The sequence below is a fragment of the Paramagnetospirillum magnetotacticum MS-1 genome, from assembly GCF_000829825.1.
Lineage (GTDB): Bacteria > Pseudomonadota > Alphaproteobacteria > Rhodospirillales > Magnetospirillaceae > Phaeospirillum > Phaeospirillum magnetotacticum.
In genome coordinates this window covers 1-16,802 of record NZ_JXSL01000033.1, presented here as the reverse complement: position 1 = coordinate 16,802, position 16,802 = coordinate 1, and the positions used below count along the sequence as shown (strand labels likewise).

Genomic DNA, 16,802 nt, shown 5'->3' with positions numbered 1-16,802 from the left:
TTCGTAGTTTTTGCTGGCGCCGGAAAGAGTCTGGGAGTGGAATCGGCGGTCAACAGCCGTCTTGGCGCCCCGCAGTGTCGCACGGGCCCAAGGGGACTTGCGCGCCAATCTCCCGTGCCGTGCCTGGATCGGCTCTGCTACTGTTCCACTCATGGATACCACCATCGCCACCATTACCGTGCAGCGCATCACCCCGATCAAGAATGCCGGCAAGCTTCTCGCCCTGGCTGATGTGGAGACCGTCATAGATGGCGTGGCCCTCGTCATCCACGGGGTTCAGGTGAGAGCCGATGGCGACAAGACGGAAATTGCCTTGCCGCGCTACCGTGCGCCCAATGGCGAATGGCAGACGGCGATCACCCTTCCGGAGGAAGTGCGAGAGCCTATGGCCAATGTCGTGATCGCCGGCGCCATTGAAATCGGCCTGTTGAAACAGCGGTAGACGAGGCCATGAGGTGCGGTTGTGGGGCGCGGAGAATCAAGCGCCGTGCTCTTACCAATCTCATCACCGCCGGTCCCATTCTACCGGCAGATCATCGCCGTTACGCCGCGCGGGCGAGACGCTGCCTGACTTCCCTGACGAGGGTCCGCACATGATCGACGGAAAGGCGATCCCGCAGCAGAAAGGCATGCATGGTTGGATCGTCAAGGAGATCGTCCAGCGACGGCTCCCATATCCACCGATCAAGCCCGAAGTCTTGCGCCCGCATTTGCCCCTCCCAAGGTCTGCTATTCTCGACGACGGCTGATGTCTACACCGCATCCGCCCGCTCGTCCGTGAACAATTGCATACAACGACCACCACCCCGCCGGCAAAGGCAGGATGGCCAATCACAATTCAGTTTTCGGCCTTCGGCACGGACCCCAGACGCTGCAGAAACTCAGGCTCGTCATAATCGCCCATTTCAGGATCGGCGGTCTGACGGACGACATCCACGCCGGCAACGCTGCCACCCTCCATCATGCGGCTGGCGCGTTGCAGGGCCTGTGGTTCGGTCTTGTAGGAAATGGGGGGCTGAGGTTTCAGTCCACCCCTTTTGCCGAGGATGTACGGCTGGCAGATGAACAAGGTTTCGAGGGCCATGGCGGTATTCCTGCGGCAAGGGCGACTACCGCAGGGTGTTTCTATTTCGTTCTTTTGTCAATATGCAAGGTCCCGCCGGGATTCGTGCGCCCGGTCACCGCGTCGCCATCCCGTACCTTTCCCGCTGCCGGTGCCATTCCACCGGCATGTCGTCCATCAGGTCGGCAAGCTGGAGTGTGCGCGGCTGGCGGCCGTCGAGGATGGTTTCGACGATGTCGGGGGCCAGCAAGGTCAGGCGGTAGATTCGGGTCATGTAGGATGGGCTGATCTTCTCGGCTTCGGACAGCTCGTTCAGGGATGCCACCTGCCCGGATTCCAGCATGCGCTTCCAGCGATGGGCACGGGCCAGCGCCTTCAGCAGCGTGTCGTCAGGGGTTGCACGGGGGCGGACAGGGACGCCCTGGCCCTCGGGCACGATCACCAGTTTGCGGCCGCCATATCGCCGCAGGGTCAGCGGGACGCGGATGGTCAGGGTGTTGATGCTGACGTCGGCGGTCATGCCGCGCTCCTGTCGCCGGTCTGAGCGGTGATGTCGGCGATGACGCTGGCCAGTCCCTCGGCGCGCAGGCGTACCTCGGCGCCGTCGGTGGCGATACTGACCTTCTCGACCAGAAGCTGGAGGATACGGGCCTGCTCGGCTGGGAACAACTCGTCCCAGAGTGCCTCGCAGCGATCGAGGGCGGCGTGCAGGTCGGCCGGGGCCATGGATGGTGCCATCCGTTCGGCCCGCGCCCGGATCTCGGGAGCGCGTAGCAATGCCCGGACCTGTCCGATGACGGCCGCCTCGATCTCACCGGCGGCGATGCTGCGCACCGGGCAGGACTCATGGCCGGAATGGATCGCCTTCATGCAGGTATAGTAGCGGTAGAGCCGCCCCTTCTTGCGGGTGTGGGTGGGCGTCATGGCCCGACCACAATGGGCGCAGTGGATCAGCCCCTTCAGCGGAGCCGGGGTCGAAGATCGCACCGCGTTGGCCCGCTTGCGGGGAGCATTATCGGTCTTCACCGCCATCACCTTGTCCCAGGTGGCGCGGTCGATGATGGCGGGATGCTCGCCGGCATGGGCTTCGCCCTTGTGGACGGCCTCGCCGAGATAGACCCGGTTGTCGAGCAGCTTGTAGAGGAAGTTCTTGGTGATGGGCGCGCCGTCGCGGTGCTTGCCGTCTTGGGTGGTCCAGGACTTGGTATGGTGACCGGCGGCGTTGAGTTCCTTCACCAGCAGGGTGGCGGAGCCGACCTTGAGGAAGCGGTCGAAGATGTGGCGGACCAGATCGGCCTCGGGCTGGTTGACCACCAGCTTGCGGGCGACCACATCGTAGCCCAAGGGCGGGACGCCGCCCATCCACATGCCCTTGCGCCGGGAGGCGGCGAATTTGTCGCGGATGCGCTCGCCGATCACTTCCCGCTCGAACTGGGCGAAGGACAGCAGGATGTTGAGCGTGAGGCGCCCCATGCTGGTCGTCGTGTTGAACGACTGCGTCACCGACACGAAGGTGACGGCGTTGCGGTCGAACACCTCGACCAGTTTGGAAAAATCCATCAGCGAGCGCGACAGGCGGTCGATCTTGTAGACCACCACCACATCGATCAGCCCGGACTCGATGTCGGCCAGCAGGCGCTTCAGAGCAGGACGTTCCAAGTTGCCGCCTGAGAAGCCGCCATCATCGTAGTGGTCCGGCACCGGCACCCAGCCCTCGGCCTTCTGGCTGGTGATATAGGCCTCGCAGGATTCTCGTTGGGCGTCGAGGCTGTTGAATTCCATCTCCAGGCCTTCTTCCGAGGACTTGCGGGTATAGATGGCGCAGCGGGTCTTCCGCATGGGCTTGGGCGTGATCATCGGACGGCCTCCAGCTTGCCATGCTTGCGCAACCCGAAGAACAGCGGCCCATTCCAGCGGGTGCCGGTGATGGCGCGCGCCACCGCCGACAGGCTCTGGTAGCGGCGGCCCTGCCATTCGAAGCCATCGGCCAGTGCGGTCACCTCCTGCAGCACGCCTTGCCATTCCCGGATCAGCTTGGTGCCGACGATGGGGGCTGTCATGTCCTTGGGTTTGGGCTTCTTCTTGCCGTCCAACTCATCGACCAGATCGTCGAGGCGGCGTTCGGCCTGGACCGACAGGCCGCCGAAGGCCAGTTCCTGAATCCGGTAGGCCAGTCGCTTGACCAGGAAGGTGCGGTTGTAGGGCGGCGGCTCTGTGCCGGTCAGCTCCCGCCACATGGCCTTCAACTTGGGCGTCGGCAGGGTGGGCAATTCGGCCACCTGGGTGAGGATCGCGGTCGTCATTTACGGGGTCTCCTGCAATTGCGGTCGGACCCATGGACGCTCTGGTGACCAGTGAAGTCGACGGAACAGTCTCCGGCGTCAGCAGATAAACGAGTGGACTTCCGCGCCATCAGGCGCATGGCCCCGGTCGCCAGAATCTCGGCGATTTCGTCGAGGCGTTCGGCGGCGGTCATGTGGTCGGGATGGAGGGCGATGGACATTGCGGATGCCTGGTTTGAGAACCTTTCGGCAACCACCGTAGATGCAAAAACGCATGGGTTCCAAGCGCAGCAGCACTTCCGTCGCAGGGTGGCGAAAACAAAGGTGCCGGGGCGAAAGGAGGTGAGTTGACCTCAGAGATTAGTGTCGGCTCTCTCCCTCGTTCGGAACGGGGCGGAGCAGTTCATCAATGGCATTGCAGATGTGACGCCAAACCGCCCAGCCTTCCGTATCACCGGCCGCCATCAGGTCATCGCAGCGCATGGCGGCATGCACGGGCGCCTCGTCACCATGGCGGTCGATCAGCAGTTTTGCTGCCCGCCAGATATCGGGGTCAGAAACCGGCATGGACGGAACTCACAGCAGCCATCTCACGATCCCCAGGATATTGATGGCGACGAACGTCACGTTCAAGGCCACCAGCGACGGCTCGCGCATCAGCAGGCCCGCAGCCGACCATGACAGCGATGACACCAGAAACAAGACGAATCCCCACCCGCTTGACGGGATATTGGCGGCAACTAGAAGCGCCCCCAGGATGCCCGCCGCCGTCCCCAGCCACTTCAATCCACGGAGCATGCTCATCGTCCGGCATACCGTTCGGAATGCTCGGCATGAAATTGCCAATTCCGTGTATATCGCTGCGCCTGGGCGGCGTCGGTGATTACCAACAGATTCTCGGCGTTCTTTTCCTGGGCGGCACGGCTGAAGTTGAAACTGCCGGTGATGACGCGTTCCCGGTCAATCACCATGATCTTGTTGTGCGCGATGGCATGTTCGCGGTCGACGGTCACCGGCACCTTGGCGATGACCAATGTGTCGGCTGCAATCTGTCCCTTGTTTTCGCATCCCGCCTTTTCTGCCCGGCAGAAATTCGACTTGTCGAGGATGGCTCTGACATCGACACCTCGCTTCTTGGCGGCAACCAACCCCTTGACGATATCGGGATTGGTGAAGCTGTACGCCTGAACCAAGACTTCCCGCTTGGCAGCGGCGAGTTGATCGACAATTACGCCGGTGCAATCCTCACCGGGGGTGAAGCAGGAGACTATGTCGGAACTCCATGCGGGAGTTGACGCCAGCAGGAAAAGGCTCAGAAGAAAGGGGCGCATGGGGGCTCCATGATGGATGTGATGACGATGGACGGGACGACCCGTGCTCGGATCAAGGCAGTTTCGCGCGAGCCAACATCGGCACTTCCGGCGCCATGGACAGGCTTTGGGCGAATGCGATTGTGGTCTGCTCGTTTCCCAGAACGAAGTCCAGGACCGAGCCCAGAAACGCCCTCTCAGTCAAACGACCGCGCACATCATCGAGGCTGCCGCATCCCGTCAGATTGATGAACCTGGGCATGAGGTCTTCGTCAGCCGCAATAAAGGCCATGGCCTTGATGGCGATGGTCTCGGCATCATCCACCGTCAGCTTGGGGATCACGACCTTCGGGCGAGGTTGGTAAGGTTTGAACGGGTCCACTTGTCCTCCGACGGCCGGATGATAAGGCGACTTGGCCGGCCTATAACTGCTTCGCCGCCCAGATGACGCGCCCGATGATGTTGATCTCATCGGCGGTGCGCTCGTAGGTCTGGTACTCCGGGTTGATTGACCGGATGACCACAGTCGGCGGATCTGAGTGGGGGATGTGCTCGATCCGCTTGGTCACCAACCCCATACCGTCCCAGATAACAAAGATTCCTGGCGGCACCGGCACCTTCTGACTGGTGTCGATGAGGATGCGATCCCCACTGGACAGGAGCGGCTCCATGGAATCGCCGGTGATGGTGATCATGCGAAGGTCACTTGGCTGAGCGCGAAATTCATAGCGGACCACCGCATCGGGAAATAACCAGGTCGCCTTGGTTTCTTCCAAGCCGTCATGCACGGCGCCGTACCCTGCTGAAGCACGAACATCAATCTCGGAAACCGGCAGGAACCCATCCGGGAGAGCCAGACCCACATCGTCCCGCTGGTTCGGTGATCGTGGCTTGCGCGTCGGGATCTGCGAGTGACGTAGTTCGTCCTCTTCGACGGCCAAATGGTCCGCCAGCGCTTGGCGGACGTCTTCGGCCAGGATCTTCGGCGTTCCCCGAAACACGAACTGGTGCAGATAGGCGGCATTGCGCCCGATTGCCAGCGAGAGATTTTTCAGATCGGTCTTCTGCTCTTGCACGAGCTGGAGAAGGCGGAGGCGGACAGGGTCGAGGTCCATGCTGGTATCCCATTGATTCGGCTATGTAGGAAATTAACAATCTTTTCCGTTTGACGCAAGAGGCGCATGCGGATTTTATATTTCCTATCATGAGCACATTAAGCGAACAGTTCCGCGCCACCGTCGAGGCTTTCCTCGCCAATAGCGGCTTCAAGCCCACCGAGTTTGGGCGTCAAGCCGTTGGCGATCCTTCGTTTGTGCTCGGCTTGCGACGCGGCCGTTCACCGACATTGGCGACCGCCGACAAGGTGATGACCTTCATTCGGACGATCGAAACGACCGTCCCGCGAACGGCAAGGAATAGGAAGAATGACGACTGATCGTCCTATCTCACACATCAATCAGGTCCAGCTTTCCCGCCGGTGGGGCTTGAGCCCCCGGACGCTGGAGAAGTGGCGCTGGCGCGGCAAAGGCCCCCGCTTTCTGAAGCTGGAAGGCAAGGTGGTCTATCGCTTGGACGATGTGGTCGCCTACGAGGCCGATCATATGCGCGAGCGGACCGGTGAAACGCGGGTCGCATCATGATGCCCCTTACTCTGCCGGTATTGAGCGAACACAGCTTTCTCGCCTGGATCGATCAAGCCCAGCCCGGTGACAGCATCTCGTATTACGAGGGTCTGCTGGGCGTTGATCGGGCACGAGATCCATCGGCTTTACCCGGATCCACCCGTTCCGAACTCGACCGTATTGCCGACCATGCCATGGCGCTGGCCAAAGACGGTTGCCTGTTGTTGGTGCAGCGCCGCATCGCCGAAGACCGCATCGCCTACATCGCCATCAAGGCGAGCGGCGACAAGCCCCGGAGGAACTGATTATGACCATCCCCAATCGTCCCAGCCTCGCCGACATGATGCGCCTGCCGCTGGGTGAGGCCGCCAGCCTGCCTGTGGAAATGCTGGCCCTGCTGCAGGAAGAAGCCGAGCAGACCGTGCGTCTCGCCAAGATGCAGAAGGACTGGCTCGACGGCGCGCTGACCCGCCGCTACGCCAACCTCGCCACCGAGTTGCGCAGCCGCGAGGGCAAGGATACCGGCACTGTGCGGTTCGACGACGGCGACATCACCGTGGTAGCCGATCTGCCCAAGAAGGTGGAGTGGGACCAGTCGTTGCTGACCGCCATCGTCGAGCGCATCCGCGCCAGCGGCGATGATCCGAGCGAATACATCGAGACCGCCTTCAAGGTGCCGGAGCGCAAATACGTCGCCTGGCCCGCCCACATCCGCACCGCCTTCGAAGCGGCCCGCACGGTTAAGACCGGCAAGCTGACCTTCACACTGAAGCCCAACACCCCCTGAGACAGCGGCGGGGCGGCCCGTTCCGCAAGGGCGGGCCGGCATCCCTTCGGCGCCCGGTCAACGCCCCGCCGCCCCCGACATCAAGGAGACATGATCCCATGGCCGTTCGCATCATCACCGCCGACGAGCGCCTGTCGTCCGCCGGCAACAAGACCTCGGTGGCCATCTTCGGCCCACCTGGAGTCGGCAAAACCTCGCTGCTGAAGACCCTGCCGCCCGCCCACACCGTCTGCCTCGACTTGGAGGCGGGCATGAAGTCGGTCCAGGACTGGTCCGGCGCCAGCATCCCGGTGCGCAGCTTCGGCGACTTCCGGGACTTGGTGGTGCTGATCGGCGGCCCCGATCCGGCGGCCGATCCCAATGCCTATTACAGCGCCCAGCATCACCAGCATGTGCGTTCACTCTATGCCGGATCGGGCGTCGAGGAATTCCTCGCCTCCATGCCGGTGATCTTCGTCGATTCCATCACCGACCTCACTCGCCAGGCCATGGCCTTCGCCAAGCAGCAGCCGGAAGCCTTTTCCGACCGCACCGGCAAGCCGGATATCCGTGGCGCCTATGGCCTGCTGGGGCGCGAGGTAATCCAGGCGCTGAAGCACCTGCAGCACGCGCCGGGCAAAACGGTGATCTTCGTTGGCGTGCTGGAGAAGGTCACCGATGAGTTCAACGCCATCAGCTGGCAGCCGCAGATGGAGGGATCGAAGGCGGGGCGCGAACTGCCCGGCATCGTCGATCAGGTCATCTCAATGCACCTGTTCTCCCACGACGCCGACGGCAACTGGGAACTGAACGAGAAGGCCGCCGAGCGCCGCCTCGTTTGCCGCTCCGGCAATCCCTATGGCCTGCCCGCCAAGGATCGCTCCGGTCGCCTGGAGGTGACCGAGGCCCCCGATCTGGGTGCCCTGCTGTCCAAGATCAACCGTATCCCCGCCTGACCGAGAGGAGATTTCCCCATGTCCTACGATTTTAACGATGCCCAACCCCAGATGATGCCCCAGGGAGAAGTGATCCCCGATGGCACCTTCGCCAAGATCCGCATGACCATCCGCCCCGGCGGAACCAACGGCTCGGCCCCCATGGATGCCGGCCTGCTCAAGGCCTCGGCGGACAGCGACGCCAAAATGCTCGATTGCGAATTCACCGTGGTCGAGGGGCGGTTCGTGCGCCGCAAATTCTGGCAGAACTTCACCGTCTCGGGCGGCAAGCTGGACGACAAGGGCCAGAGCAAGGGCTGGAACATCTCCAAGGCATCATTCCGCGCCATGGTCGACAGCGCGCTGGGCCTCAATCCCAAGGATATGAGCGAGGCGGCCAAGGCCAAACGGGTGATCCAGGGGCTGAAACAGTTGGAGGGCATCGTCTTCGTCGCCCGCATCATGGTTGAGCCTCCCTCCGATCCCAAATTCCGCGCCAGGAACAAGCTGGCCAATGTGGTGCTGCCGGGAGAACCGCAATTCGACGCGGTGATGCGGGGCGAAGAGGTCGAACCCGATCCGGTCGATGCCAAGCCGCAGAAGTCGGCTTCGGGCACGGTGGCGCAGAACGCCCCCGCCTGGGCGGCCGATACGGCTCCAGCACAAGGCCCACAACAGCAAGGTGGTGCGCCGTGGACTCAGCAGGGGACGGCGCAGCCCACTCCCCCGGCGGCATCGGCCACCGGCCCTGCTTGGCTCAACACCTGACGAAGGCGGCGCCTGCCATGACGGATGACGAATGGCAGGCGCATGTCACGCGCCAGGCGGCAAAGGCGATCGGCGAATGGCTCGAAGCCCGAGGAAAACTGCACCAGCCCATAAGGGCGCTGGCCATGTGGGAGTTGGAGGCCATGGCCACCAACGCCATCGGCAGCTTCATCGTGCTGGCCTCGCAACGGATCAAGGCGGAGCCCGATCAGCACCCGGAGCTGACCCGGCTCTTGCTGGGCTGAGTCTATGCGCCATCTGCGGTCGCGAGGCCAAGGGCTTTGGCTATGTCCATCGCCTGCGCCACGACCTTTACCCATTTCACCGCTTCTGCTCGGCCTCCTGCCAAAAGGCCGGTGCCGAGATCGCAGGGAGACAGAACGGCATGATCGACAAGACCGCCCGAGAAACCAAGGCCATCAAGGATGCCCGGCCCCTCTTCGCCGAGGCGCTGACCGCGCTGGCCCTGATGGAGCCGTTCTACCACCGCACCGCAGAGGATATCGACCGCCTGATCGAAGCCGCTGTCACCGGCTACGTCGAGTCCATGCAGCGACAGGCTGGTGTGAAGGAACGCTCAGGCACCCCGTTCGACGACGAAATCCCATTTTAGGGGGCAGATCATGCTCGACCTGAATCATGGATCCGGCTGCCAGTACCAAAAGCCCGACCGCGATCCCGGCATTACCGTGGCGGTCAACGCCGCCATCGATGCCGCCTTGGTGGTCCGCAACCGCTCTCAGGTTGCTCGTCAGTACGTCAGCACGTCGGGCATCGGCCGCGAATGCCTGCGCCAGATCCAGTACGACTATCTCGCCGTGCCCAAGGATGAAGGCCGGGATTTCGAGCCAAAGACGCTCCGTATTTTCGAGGCCGGTCATCGGGGCGAGGACGTGGTGGCAGCCTGGCTGCGGGCCGCCGGGTTCGATCTGCGCACGGAACGTCGCGATGGGCGGCAGTTCGGGTTCTCGGCGTTGAATGGACGGTTCAAGGGCCATATCGACGGCTGCCTAGTCGGCGGGCCGGTGGCCATGGCCTATCCCGCCCTGTGGGAGAACAAGGCGCTGGGCGTGTCGTCGTGGAAGGACGTGGTCAAGCGCGGGGTGGTGTTGTCCAAGCCGGTCTACGCCGCCCAGCTTGCCCTCTATCAGGCCTATATGGATCTGCCGGCCCCAACGCTGTTTACCGCGCTCAACCGAGATACCTGGGAAATCCACTGCGAGTTGGTGCCGTTCGACGCCGCCCTGGCCCAGACCATGAGCGACCGTGCCGTCCAGGTGGTGCGAGCCAGCGATGCCCAGGAACTGCTGCCCCGCGCGAGTGCCGAACGGACCTCGGTGATCTGTCGTGGCGGCAAGACGGCAGGCGGCTGGCACGGAGCCTGTTCCTGGCAGGACCGCTGCTGGGGGAGGTGCCGATGACCGGTAAACGCCGCGGCCTCAGCTACGACGTTCTTCAGGTTCGCGACATCACCGGCCCACGCACCATTGCCCGCCTGTGGTGCGCCCAATGCGGTGACACGCTGGATATCACCTTGAACAGTGCCCATCACGCCGATGGTGTCGAGCGCATGGCGCGGGCCAAGGGATGGGAGTGTGACAAGAACCGTCCGCGCCGCACCATCTGCCCCGACTGCAAGGCCCGTCCGAGCCCGCCGATCAAACCGGCTGCGCCGAACCCCATCAAACCCACCATCAGGAAGGAAATGCCGATGACGACGCCCGCCCTCCGCCCCGCCACCCCCGACGAGCGCATGCGCATCCGCCACAAGCTGGATGGGGTGTTCGACGATGCCAAGGGCATGTACCTGGATAGCTTCAGCGACCAGCGAGTTGCCGAAGAATTGAAGCTGCCTCGCAAGATGATCGAGCAGATCCGCGAAGCAGCCTATGGACCCATCCGCACCGATCCCGAAATCGAGCAACTGCGCACCGACATCGCCTCCCTGGTCTCCCAGGCCAGCACGCTGGCCAACCGACTGGCCGATGTCGAAAAACGCTATCTGGCCCGGTGACGATGATGGACGACATCACTCCGTCGGACATTCAGGCCCAGGCCATCGCCGCCATCCGTGACTGGTTCCATAGTCGCACGGACGAGCAGCAGGTGTTCCGACTGTTTGGCTTTGCCGGAACGGGAAAATCAACCGTGCTGAAATTCGCCCTCGACGATCTGGGCCTCAGCCCCCATGCCGAGGATCGTCCCGGTGTGGTCACCGCCACCTTTACCGGCAAGGCCGCTCTGGTGCTGCGGCGCAAGGGAACTCCGGCGCGGACCATCCACAGCCTGATCTACAGCGTCATCGAGGCCACCGACGAGGAGATCGAGGAAGCAGGAAAGCGCATCACTCAGGCGGAATTGAATGCCCGTGGGTTGATCGGTTTCGACCGCACCGCCGCCGAGGCCGCCATCGAGGCCATGCGCCAGACACTGCGCGACATGAAGAAACCGCGCTTCGCCCTTAATCCCGACAGCCCCGCCGCCAGCGCCAAGCTGATCGTTTTGGACGAGGTGTCCATGGTCGGAGACGAGATGGCCCGCGATCTGATGAGCTTCGAGCGCCCCATCCTGGTGCTGGGCGACCCCGGCCAGTTGCCGCCGATCAAGGGCGAGGGTGCGTTTACCCAGGCGGCCCCCGACATCATGCTGACCGAGATCCACCGCCAGGCCGCCGAGAGCGCCATTATCCGCCTCGCCACCATGGCCCGTGAAGGCCAGCCCATCGGCTTCGGCCAATATGACGACCATGCCTGGAAGATGCGGATGGCCGACGTCACCCCGCAGCAAGCCCTGCGCGGTGGTCAGGTGATCTGCGGCCGCAACACCACCCGGTTCCAGTTGAACAACGCGCTCCGTCGCGCTGCCGGATTCGGCGGATCGTATCTGCCCACTGGCGCCGACGAGAAGGTGATCTGCCTCAAAAATCAGAATGATCTGGGCCTTATCAACGGCATGTTCCTGACTCTGGCTGACATTGTCGACGAGGGCAGCGTTTATTTTTCCGCCACCGTTACCGACGAGGTCGGCACTCCCATTGGCCCGCCCGCCAAGGACGGCAAGCCGGGGCGACTGATGCTCTACAAGGGGCACTTCGAGGATCATGTCGCCCTTGATCCCCACCGCCATGACCGAGACTGGCGGGACAAGAAGAAGCTGACCGAGGCCACTTTCGGCTGGGCGATCACCTGCCACAAGGCGCAGGGCTCCCAATGGGAGAACGTCATCGTCTGGGACGATGGCCTGGGCCGCACCGAGCAGGACCGCCGCCGCTGGCTATACACCGCCATTACTCGTGCAGAAAGGGGGCTGGTGATACTCGCATGATCGACCTCAATGACGTCTGGCAACCGCCTGCCCGTTTTGACCTGCCCGAAATTCGTGGTCGCCTGGCCGCCACGGCACCGGACTGGCTGCCGGGGCTGTTTCCTCAAGGTCGGCTGTCCCCGGATCGCCGGACGCTGCGCTGTGCCGATTTGTCGGGGCGTTCGCCGCGCAAGGACGGCTCGTGCATTATCCATCTTGGCGGCCACCACGCCGGTTGGGGCTTCGACCATGCCACCGGCGAGAGCGCCGGCCCCATCGATCTGATCCACCACGCCACCGGTCTCGCCGACCGCGACCTGTTCGAGGAAGCCGCCCGGCTGGCCCGCATGGATCTGCCCGCCCCGCAACGAGCCATGACGCCCAAGCCGACGCATGACCTGGAAATCGCCCGCATCCTCGGCGGTGTCCGGCCGCTGGTCGGCACCATCGGCGAGATCTATCTCCGCCACCGTGGTGTCGGCGATCCGCGGTCGCCCGATCTGCTGTACCACGACGACCTTCCCGACTTCGATGGACGGCGAGGCTGGCCAGGGCTGGTGGGGATTGTCCGTGACGGTGCCGGCAACCCCATCGGCGGTATCCACCGCACCTTCCTGCTCGACGATGGCAGCGGCAAAGCGCCACCGGGCAAGAAGATGCTGGGGGCGGTCGACGGCGGCAGCGTGCGCCTCGCCCCCATGCCCGCCGATGGCCATCTCGGAATCGCCGAGGGCATCGAAACCGCCCTGTCGGCCTGGGCCATCTTCGGCATCCCCACCTGGGCGGCGCTATCGGCGGGCGGTATGCGAAACTGGCAATGGCTCGAGGGCTTGCGCCGCGTCACCATCTTTGCCGATGTCGGTGAGGCCGGTCAGCAGGCCGCCGCCACCCTGGCCGAACGCCTGACCGCTGCCGACATCCCGTCCACCATTATCTCGCCCCTGCACGGTGACGACTTCAACGACGATCTGCGCAAGGGCGCGGCGGTTGCGCATTATAATGTGCAGATCGCTGTCGAGGAGGCCCCGCCCACCTTCGAGAGTCTGATGGCGCAGGTGGAATGCCTGCAAGACGGCGATGCCATCGCCCTGGGCCGCCTCTATGCCCAGATCGCCAGCGGCAACCTGGAGATTTTCCAGCAGGACAAGCTGTTCGCCGCCATCAGAAAGCAGGCCGGCATCGGTATCCCCACCTCGCGGCGACAGGTGGCCGCCCTGCGGAAGACGCTGGATGCTGCGGCGGCGGATCACGAGGCCGACGATGTCAGCTTCGACGACGAAGTACGGCAGATGGCCACCCTCTATCCACTGCCCCGAACCGAGGGTGTCGATCTGCGTCTGTGCCGCGCGTCCCGTTCCGGCGAGATCATGGTCCATCGCAACATGGGCAGCGGCAAGGATGGCCGAACCGTGTGGCAGCCGGTTGCCAGCCCGTTCGGCATTCCCTCCCGGCTGCGCTATCTCGACCAGGACGACGCCTACGGTTTGCGGATGGTCATCCGCGATATGCATGGAACTTCTCGGGTGGTGGACTTTCCCCGTTCGGCCATCGCCCAGCAAGGGGCGCAGGAAATCCGCTCCGCCCTTTATGCCGCCGGTCTGCGCACCTGTGCCGACGGCGATCAGGTCGCCGTCATGCTGCTGAAGGCCATCAATCCCCAGGCAGAGACCCTGGTGGTCAGCCGTCCTGGCTGGCATCGGCTGGAAGGCCACGATCATCTGGTGTTTGTCACTCCGGCAGGAAAGGCCATCGGCGATGCCTCGGCATTGGAATTGGCAGCCAATGCCCGCACCGAATCCGTCCGCGGCAGCCTCGACGGCTGGAAGGCGGCGGTGGCGGCAGCTGCTTTAGTCCAGGGCTGTCCGCATTTCCTGCTCGGCGTCCTGGCTGGGTTTTCGGGCGTGGTGCAGTCGCTGGCCGGTCTGGACAGTTGCGGCCTCAATCTCAGCGGCCTGTCGTCCAGCGGCAAGACGACGGCGCAGAAGTTGGCGGTCTCCGCCTGGACCTCCACCGGAATCGGTGCCGGGCTGCTGCAATCCATGCGCTCGACCGAGAATGCCGTGGAAGTCATCGCGCAAGGAGCCAGCGGCACCGTCCTCGCTCTGGACGAACTGGCCCATGTCGATGGCCGCACCATTGCCAAGCTGATCTATGCCATTGCTGGCGGCCAGGGTAAGGCGCGCATGACGCCGGGCGCCATGCTCAAGCAACGCTATGCCTGGTCGACCTATGCCCTGCTGTCCAGCGAATGCTCCCTGGAGGAAAAGGTGCGGGCCGATGGCGGCGCCTGGATCGCCGGCATGGCGGTGCGCATTGTCGACGTGGACGTCACTGACGTGGATCGCGCCGTTCCAGCCACCACGCTGCGAGCAATTGCCGGGATCGACGAAAACCATGGCCACGCGGGACCGGCTTTCGTCGAGCGGCTCATCGCCACCGGTCTGCACCAGTCCCCCGACACGCTGCGGGACCGCATTCTGGCCGAGGCCCGCAAGTTGGCGGGCGATACCACCGATTCCGCCCGCATCCGTGCCGCCACCTGTCTGGCCCTGCCACTGGTCGCGGGTCAACTGGCCCAGGAATTCGGGTTGCTGCCGACCTTCATCGACATCGAAACCCCTGTGCGCTGGGCATGGAGCCGCTTCCAGAAATCCTCGGATGCCGAGGCGCTGGAGCCTGGGGAACAGGTCGTCTCAATGCTGCGGGCCTGGATCGCCGAACGCTGGGACGTCACCATCAAGGCGGTCGATGCGGGCGAACTCAGCTTCGACCGCAAGGCCAATAACCGCGAAGCCGTGGCATGGTATGACCGCGACGCCATTTACATCCCCGCTCACCGTCTGCGTGAGGCAGCGGGCGAGACTCTCAAAGCGGTGCAGATCAGTAAAATCCTGGCCGACCGCGACATGCTGTCGCGCCGCCACAACGATAAGCGGGCCATCGTCCGCTTCGTGCCGGGCATCGGTCGCCTCGACGCCTATGCGCTGAAACGTTCCGAACTCGGTCGCAGCCCTCGTTGGGTCGGCGAAGACGACGACCTATAAGGCTCAGGCCCCTGCCTGCCGCCGCAGGGCGGCACGATATCCCTGCCAGACGATCTGCGCCGCAGCGATGGCCTCCTCGCAGGCACCCCTCCTCACCAGATAGAGCTTCAGGCCCGGCCACGACTGCACGTCGGGGAAATTTCGGTCGCGCCGAGCATCTCCGACGAAATCGCCCTGGGGATTATCCCCGCAGCGTCTTTGCGCGATGTATTCCCGGAACGTCATGGGCCACCTGTACATGATCAGGTGGCCCACGATAATCGTGTCCGATACCGCGATCAATCTCCGTGTTCCCCGAAAGTTCTAATTGGCTGTGTGCGACCTGGGCCACAGGCACCGCCGTTGGGCCACCAGTGGCCACTTTTGTCGATCAGTGGGCCACCTGAAAAGCACCCGGTGGCCCACTAATTTCTCCAGGAAAATCAATGCAATGATCTGGTTGTGGGCCACTGTGGGCCACTTGGGCCACCTGTTCAGCACGATGTAGAGGGATCGGGATAAAAAAATTCAGCGGCACGATGGCTCAGAAAAAATTTTCGAAGTCGCGTGGCGAGCTTATGTTTTTGGAGAAAAGGTGGCCCACAGTGGCCCACTCTCTTTCAATCTATTGTTTTTAAATAACAAAACTGTGGGCCACCTTGGAAAATTGGTGGCCCACTGGGTGGCCCACTCGCAATAAGCGCAATCACCTGGCATCCATAACCCGAGAACGATTCCGATTGCGCCTGAGAATCGCCCCTCGTAGACTCCGCCCTGACCAAAGCCGAAGGCCCACCGATCATGTGAGCCTTCACCATGACCACCATTCTTGCCCTTGATTTGGGATCGACCGCCGGGTGGGCCATGCGCCTTGCCGACGGTGTCATCGTCTCCGGCACCATGGAGTTCCGCCCCGGCCGATTCGAGGGCGGAGGAATACGCTTCCTGCGCTTCCGATCCTGGCTGGACCACCTCGAAGCCGGTGCCAAGGGCATCGGCACGGTCTACGTCGAAGAAGTACGCCGCCACGCCGGCACCGACGCCGCACACATCTATGGCGGATTCCTCGCCCATCTCACCGCTTGGTGCGAACTCAAGCACATCCCCTATCAGGGCGTTCCGGTCGGCACCATCAAGCGCCACGCCACCGGCAAGGGCAATGCCGGTAAGGATGCGGTGATCGCCGCCATGCGGTCTCGCGGCTTTAATCCCGAGGACGACAACGAGGCCGACGCCCTGGCCATCCTGTCCTGGGCCATCGACACCGAAGGAGGTGTGCGATGAACTGGCATCCTCCCGGCTTCGGTGGCACCCGCCGTGATCCTGAGCAGGTCAAACGGGATGGCTGGCAGGAACGTGGCGTCCTGGTCATTGCTGAAGACGACCAGCGCCTGTCCTGGCCCGAGCGGGAACTGATCCGCCAGTTGGGCGCCAAGCTGTATGGTCCGCGCCCGGAGGTGTCCTATGGCTGAGATCCATTGGACGCCTTCCCTGGTTGAAGACCGCCTTGCCGAAGCCGCCGACACCCTGCGCCGCCTGCCTGAAACCAGAGTTCAGGGGCATGCCAGCATTTGGCCGCCGTATGTGCAGGAATGCTTGGAATCCACCGAGGTGAAGCTACGCCGTCCGCCACCCTCCGCCGCCGCCATCACCCGCATGGACGAATCCTTGCCCTGGTTGCGCCACCTCGATCCCACCGACGCCAAGATCATCTGGCTGCGGGCCACCAA

The 16,802-nt window shown here is 63.4% G+C and carries 28 protein-coding genes; 17 read left to right on the top strand and 11 right to left on the bottom strand.

All coding sequences use genetic code 11. The features are described 5' to 3' along the window. The first annotated feature begins 151 nt into the window (after positions 1-151). The gene (locus CCC_RS19330; RefSeq protein WP_009868642.1) at positions 152-442 is read left to right on the top strand and encodes an Uncharacterized protein, involved in the regulation of septum location; all 291 of its coding nucleotides are present in this window, start codon (positions 152-154) and stop codon (positions 440-442) included. A gap of 151 nt (positions 443-593) precedes the next feature. After that, entirely contained in the window at positions 594-749 is a 156-nt protein-coding gene (locus tag CCC_RS22505; RefSeq protein WP_160295548.1) for a hypothetical protein, read from the top strand. Between the two features lie 89 nt (positions 750-838). Here CCC_RS22505 and CCC_RS19325 read toward each other — a convergent pair whose 3' ends face one another. From CCC_RS19325 to CCC_RS19280, 10 genes are all read right to left on the bottom strand, one after another. After that, positions 839-1,084 carry a hypothetical protein gene (locus CCC_RS19325; RefSeq protein WP_008615258.1) on the bottom strand — a complete coding sequence of 82 codons (246 nt, stop codon included), beginning with the start codon at positions 1,082-1,084 and terminating at the stop codon, positions 839-841. 94 nt (positions 1,085-1,178) lie between these two features. After that, complete coding sequence (locus CCC_RS19320) at positions 1,179-1,583, bottom strand: hypothetical protein (protein ID WP_009868643.1); 405 nt, start codon at positions 1,581-1,583, stop codon at positions 1,179-1,181. Further along, positions 1,580-2,920 carry a recombinase family protein gene (locus tag CCC_RS19315; RefSeq protein ID WP_009868644.1) on the bottom strand — a complete coding sequence of 447 codons (1,341 nt, stop codon included), beginning with the start codon at positions 2,918-2,920 and terminating at the stop codon, positions 1,580-1,582. The genes CCC_RS19320 and CCC_RS19315 overlap by 4 nt, the downstream gene beginning before the upstream one ends. Further along, positions 2,917-3,366 (bottom strand): DUF2924 domain-containing protein, encoded by a 450-nt coding sequence (locus tag CCC_RS19310; protein WP_009868645.1) that lies wholly within the window; start codon positions 3,364-3,366, stop codon positions 2,917-2,919. Before CCC_RS19310 ends, CCC_RS19315 begins: the two co-directional genes overlap by 4 nt. Continuing rightward, positions 3,363-3,566 carry a hypothetical protein gene (locus CCC_RS19305; RefSeq protein ID WP_041042729.1) on the bottom strand — a complete coding sequence of 68 codons (204 nt, stop codon included), beginning with the start codon at positions 3,564-3,566 and terminating at the stop codon, positions 3,363-3,365. The genes CCC_RS19310 and CCC_RS19305 overlap by 4 nt, the downstream gene beginning before the upstream one ends. Positions 3,567-3,705: 139 nt before the next feature. Continuing rightward, positions 3,706-3,912, bottom strand: coding sequence for a DUF6961 family protein (locus CCC_RS19300; RefSeq protein ID WP_009868646.1), 207 nt, complete (start codon positions 3,910-3,912; stop codon positions 3,706-3,708). Positions 3,913-3,921: 9 nt separating this feature from the next. Continuing rightward, positions 3,922-4,143: a hypothetical protein gene (locus CCC_RS19295; protein ID WP_082036694.1), complete on the bottom strand. Its 222-nt coding sequence runs from the start codon at positions 4,141-4,143 to the stop codon at positions 3,922-3,924. Positions 4,144-4,145: 2 nt separating this feature from the next. Continuing rightward, on the bottom strand, positions 4,146-4,676 hold the full coding sequence (locus CCC_RS19290) for a phospholipase D family nuclease (protein ID WP_041042727.1): 531 nt from the start codon (positions 4,674-4,676) through the stop codon (positions 4,146-4,148). A 52-nt stretch (positions 4,677-4,728) separates the two neighbouring features. Then, entirely contained in the window at positions 4,729-5,037 is a 309-nt protein-coding gene (locus CCC_RS19285; RefSeq protein WP_041042725.1) for a DUF3572 domain-containing protein, read from the bottom strand. 40 nt (positions 5,038-5,077) lie between these two features. Next, positions 5,078-5,770, bottom strand: a complete 693-nt coding sequence (locus tag CCC_RS19280) for a S24 family peptidase (RefSeq protein WP_009868650.1) — start codon at positions 5,768-5,770, stop codon at positions 5,078-5,080. Positions 5,771-5,859: 89 nt separating this feature from the next. Between CCC_RS19280 and CCC_RS19275 the strand changes: the two genes are divergently transcribed. From CCC_RS19275 to CCC_RS21370, 12 genes are all read left to right on the top strand, one after another. Continuing rightward, positions 5,860-6,090: a hypothetical protein gene (locus CCC_RS19275; protein ID WP_052473386.1), complete on the top strand. Its 231-nt coding sequence runs from the start codon at positions 5,860-5,862 to the stop codon at positions 6,088-6,090. After that, a complete protein-coding gene (locus CCC_RS19270; RefSeq protein WP_024078965.1) occupies positions 6,080-6,295 on the top strand; it encodes a helix-turn-helix transcriptional regulator in 216 nt (71 codons plus the stop codon). The genes CCC_RS19275 and CCC_RS19270 overlap by 11 nt, the downstream gene beginning before the upstream one ends. Beyond that, on the top strand, positions 6,292-6,582 hold the full coding sequence (locus CCC_RS19265) for a hypothetical protein (protein WP_052473366.1): 291 nt from the start codon (positions 6,292-6,294) through the stop codon (positions 6,580-6,582). The genes CCC_RS19270 and CCC_RS19265 overlap by 4 nt, the downstream gene beginning before the upstream one ends. A 2-nt stretch (positions 6,583-6,584) precedes the next feature. After that, the gene (locus CCC_RS19260) at positions 6,585-7,064 is read left to right on the top strand and encodes a hypothetical protein (RefSeq protein WP_009868652.1); all 480 of its coding nucleotides are present in this window, start codon (positions 6,585-6,587) and stop codon (positions 7,062-7,064) included. 98 nt (positions 7,065-7,162) lie between these two features. Next, entirely contained in the window at positions 7,163-7,999 is an 837-nt protein-coding gene (locus CCC_RS19255) for an ATP-binding protein (protein WP_009868653.1), read from the top strand. An 18-nt stretch (positions 8,000-8,017) separates the two neighbouring features. Beyond that, on the top strand, positions 8,018-8,746 hold the full coding sequence (locus CCC_RS19250) for a hypothetical protein (RefSeq protein ID WP_041042718.1): 729 nt from the start codon (positions 8,018-8,020) through the stop codon (positions 8,744-8,746). Between the two features lie 17 nt (positions 8,747-8,763). Further along, the gene (locus tag CCC_RS19245; RefSeq protein ID WP_009868262.1) at positions 8,764-8,991 is read left to right on the top strand and encodes a hypothetical protein; all 228 of its coding nucleotides are present in this window, start codon (positions 8,764-8,766) and stop codon (positions 8,989-8,991) included. A 140-nt stretch (positions 8,992-9,131) separates the two neighbouring features. Then, positions 9,132-9,359 (top strand): DUF6511 domain-containing protein, encoded by a 228-nt coding sequence (locus tag CCC_RS22865; RefSeq protein ID WP_009868263.1) that lies wholly within the window; start codon positions 9,132-9,134, stop codon positions 9,357-9,359. 10 nt (positions 9,360-9,369) lie between these two features. Next, on the top strand, positions 9,370-10,167 hold the full coding sequence (locus CCC_RS19235) for a hypothetical protein (RefSeq protein WP_009868264.1): 798 nt from the start codon (positions 9,370-9,372) through the stop codon (positions 10,165-10,167). Beyond that, complete coding sequence (locus tag CCC_RS21375) at positions 10,164-10,760, top strand: hypothetical protein (RefSeq protein ID WP_009868265.1); 597 nt, start codon at positions 10,164-10,166, stop codon at positions 10,758-10,760. Before CCC_RS19235 ends, CCC_RS21375 begins: the two co-directional genes overlap by 4 nt. Positions 10,761-10,762: 2 nt before the next feature. Then, entirely contained in the window at positions 10,763-12,070 is a 1,308-nt protein-coding gene (locus CCC_RS19225) for an ATP-dependent DNA helicase (RefSeq protein ID WP_236686424.1), read from the top strand. Beyond that, the gene (locus CCC_RS21370) at positions 12,067-15,093 is read left to right on the top strand and encodes a DUF927 domain-containing protein (RefSeq protein ID WP_009868267.1); all 3,027 of its coding nucleotides are present in this window, start codon (positions 12,067-12,069) and stop codon (positions 15,091-15,093) included. Before CCC_RS19225 ends, CCC_RS21370 begins: the two co-directional genes overlap by 4 nt. 3 nt (positions 15,094-15,096) lie before the next feature. Here CCC_RS21370 and CCC_RS19215 read toward each other — a convergent pair whose 3' ends face one another. Next, entirely contained in the window at positions 15,097-15,375 is a 279-nt protein-coding gene (locus tag CCC_RS19215; RefSeq protein WP_008617330.1) for a YozE family protein, read from the bottom strand. Between the two features lie 513 nt (positions 15,376-15,888). Here CCC_RS19215 and CCC_RS19210 point away from each other — a divergent pair. From CCC_RS19210 to CCC_RS19200, 3 genes are all read left to right on the top strand, one after another. After that, positions 15,889-16,356, top strand: coding sequence for a crossover junction endodeoxyribonuclease RuvC (locus CCC_RS19210; RefSeq protein WP_009868269.1), 468 nt, complete (start codon positions 15,889-15,891; stop codon positions 16,354-16,356). Then, a complete protein-coding gene (locus CCC_RS19205; protein ID WP_009868270.1) occupies positions 16,353-16,544 on the top strand; it encodes a hypothetical protein in 192 nt (63 codons plus the stop codon). The genes CCC_RS19210 and CCC_RS19205 overlap by 4 nt, the downstream gene beginning before the upstream one ends. Beyond that, positions 16,537-16,802, top strand: a 266-nt coding sequence (locus tag CCC_RS19200) for a DUF6362 family protein (protein ID WP_041042716.1), incomplete at its 3' end; no start/stop codon positions are given. The genes CCC_RS19205 and CCC_RS19200, both read left to right, overlap by 8 nt.

Bases quoted from the DNA above. Each gene is read 5' to 3' on its own strand.
- CCC_RS19330 (WP_009868642.1), top strand. From the start codon at position 152: ATGGATACCACCATCGCCACCATTACCGTGCAGCGCATCACCCCGATC.
- CCC_RS22505 (WP_160295548.1), top strand. From the start codon at position 594: ATGATCGACGGAAAGGCGATCCCGCAGCAGAAAGGCATGCATGGTTGG.
- CCC_RS19325 (WP_008615258.1), bottom strand. From the start codon at position 1,084: ATGGCCCTCGAAACCTTGTTCATCTGCCAGCCGTACATCCTCGGCAAA.
- CCC_RS19320 (WP_009868643.1), bottom strand. From the start codon at position 1,583: ATGACCGCCGACGTCAGCATCAACACCCTGACCATCCGCGTCCCGCTG.
- CCC_RS19315 (WP_009868644.1), bottom strand. From the start codon at position 2,920: ATGATCACGCCCAAGCCCATGCGGAAGACCCGCTGCGCCATCTATACC.
- CCC_RS19310 (WP_009868645.1), bottom strand. From the start codon at position 3,366: ATGACGACCGCGATCCTCACCCAGGTGGCCGAATTGCCCACCCTGCCG.
- CCC_RS19305 (WP_041042729.1), bottom strand. From the start codon at position 3,566: ATGTCCATCGCCCTCCATCCCGACCACATGACCGCCGCCGAACGCCTC.
- CCC_RS19300 (WP_009868646.1), bottom strand. From the start codon at position 3,912: ATGCCGGTTTCTGACCCCGATATCTGGCGGGCAGCAAAACTGCTGATC.
- CCC_RS19295 (WP_082036694.1), bottom strand. From the start codon at position 4,143: ATGCTCCGTGGATTGAAGTGGCTGGGGACGGCGGCGGGCATCCTGGGG.
- CCC_RS19290 (WP_041042727.1), bottom strand. From the start codon at position 4,676: ATGCGCCCCTTTCTTCTGAGCCTTTTCCTGCTGGCGTCAACTCCCGCA.
- CCC_RS19280 (WP_009868650.1), bottom strand. From the start codon at position 5,770: ATGGACCTCGACCCTGTCCGCCTCCGCCTTCTCCAGCTCGTGCAAGAG.
- CCC_RS19275 (WP_052473386.1), top strand. From the start codon at position 5,860: ATGAGCACATTAAGCGAACAGTTCCGCGCCACCGTCGAGGCTTTCCTC.
- CCC_RS19270 (WP_024078965.1), top strand. From the start codon at position 6,080: ATGACGACTGATCGTCCTATCTCACACATCAATCAGGTCCAGCTTTCC.
- CCC_RS19265 (WP_052473366.1), top strand. From the start codon at position 6,292: ATGATGCCCCTTACTCTGCCGGTATTGAGCGAACACAGCTTTCTCGCC.
- CCC_RS19260 (WP_009868652.1), top strand. From the start codon at position 6,585: ATGACCATCCCCAATCGTCCCAGCCTCGCCGACATGATGCGCCTGCCG.
- CCC_RS19255 (WP_009868653.1), top strand. From the start codon at position 7,163: ATGGCCGTTCGCATCATCACCGCCGACGAGCGCCTGTCGTCCGCCGGC.
- CCC_RS19250 (WP_041042718.1), top strand. From the start codon at position 8,018: ATGTCCTACGATTTTAACGATGCCCAACCCCAGATGATGCCCCAGGGA.
- CCC_RS19245 (WP_009868262.1), top strand. From the start codon at position 8,764: ATGACGGATGACGAATGGCAGGCGCATGTCACGCGCCAGGCGGCAAAG.
- CCC_RS22865 (WP_009868263.1), top strand. From the start codon at position 9,132: ATGATCGACAAGACCGCCCGAGAAACCAAGGCCATCAAGGATGCCCGG.
- CCC_RS19235 (WP_009868264.1), top strand. From the start codon at position 9,370: ATGCTCGACCTGAATCATGGATCCGGCTGCCAGTACCAAAAGCCCGAC.
- CCC_RS21375 (WP_009868265.1), top strand. From the start codon at position 10,164: ATGACCGGTAAACGCCGCGGCCTCAGCTACGACGTTCTTCAGGTTCGC.
- CCC_RS19225 (WP_236686424.1), top strand. From the start codon at position 10,763: ATGATGGACGACATCACTCCGTCGGACATTCAGGCCCAGGCCATCGCC.
- CCC_RS21370 (WP_009868267.1), top strand. From the start codon at position 12,067: ATGATCGACCTCAATGACGTCTGGCAACCGCCTGCCCGTTTTGACCTG.
- CCC_RS19210 (WP_009868269.1), top strand. From the start codon at position 15,889: ATGACCACCATTCTTGCCCTTGATTTGGGATCGACCGCCGGGTGGGCC.
- CCC_RS19205 (WP_009868270.1), top strand. From the start codon at position 16,353: ATGAACTGGCATCCTCCCGGCTTCGGTGGCACCCGCCGTGATCCTGAG.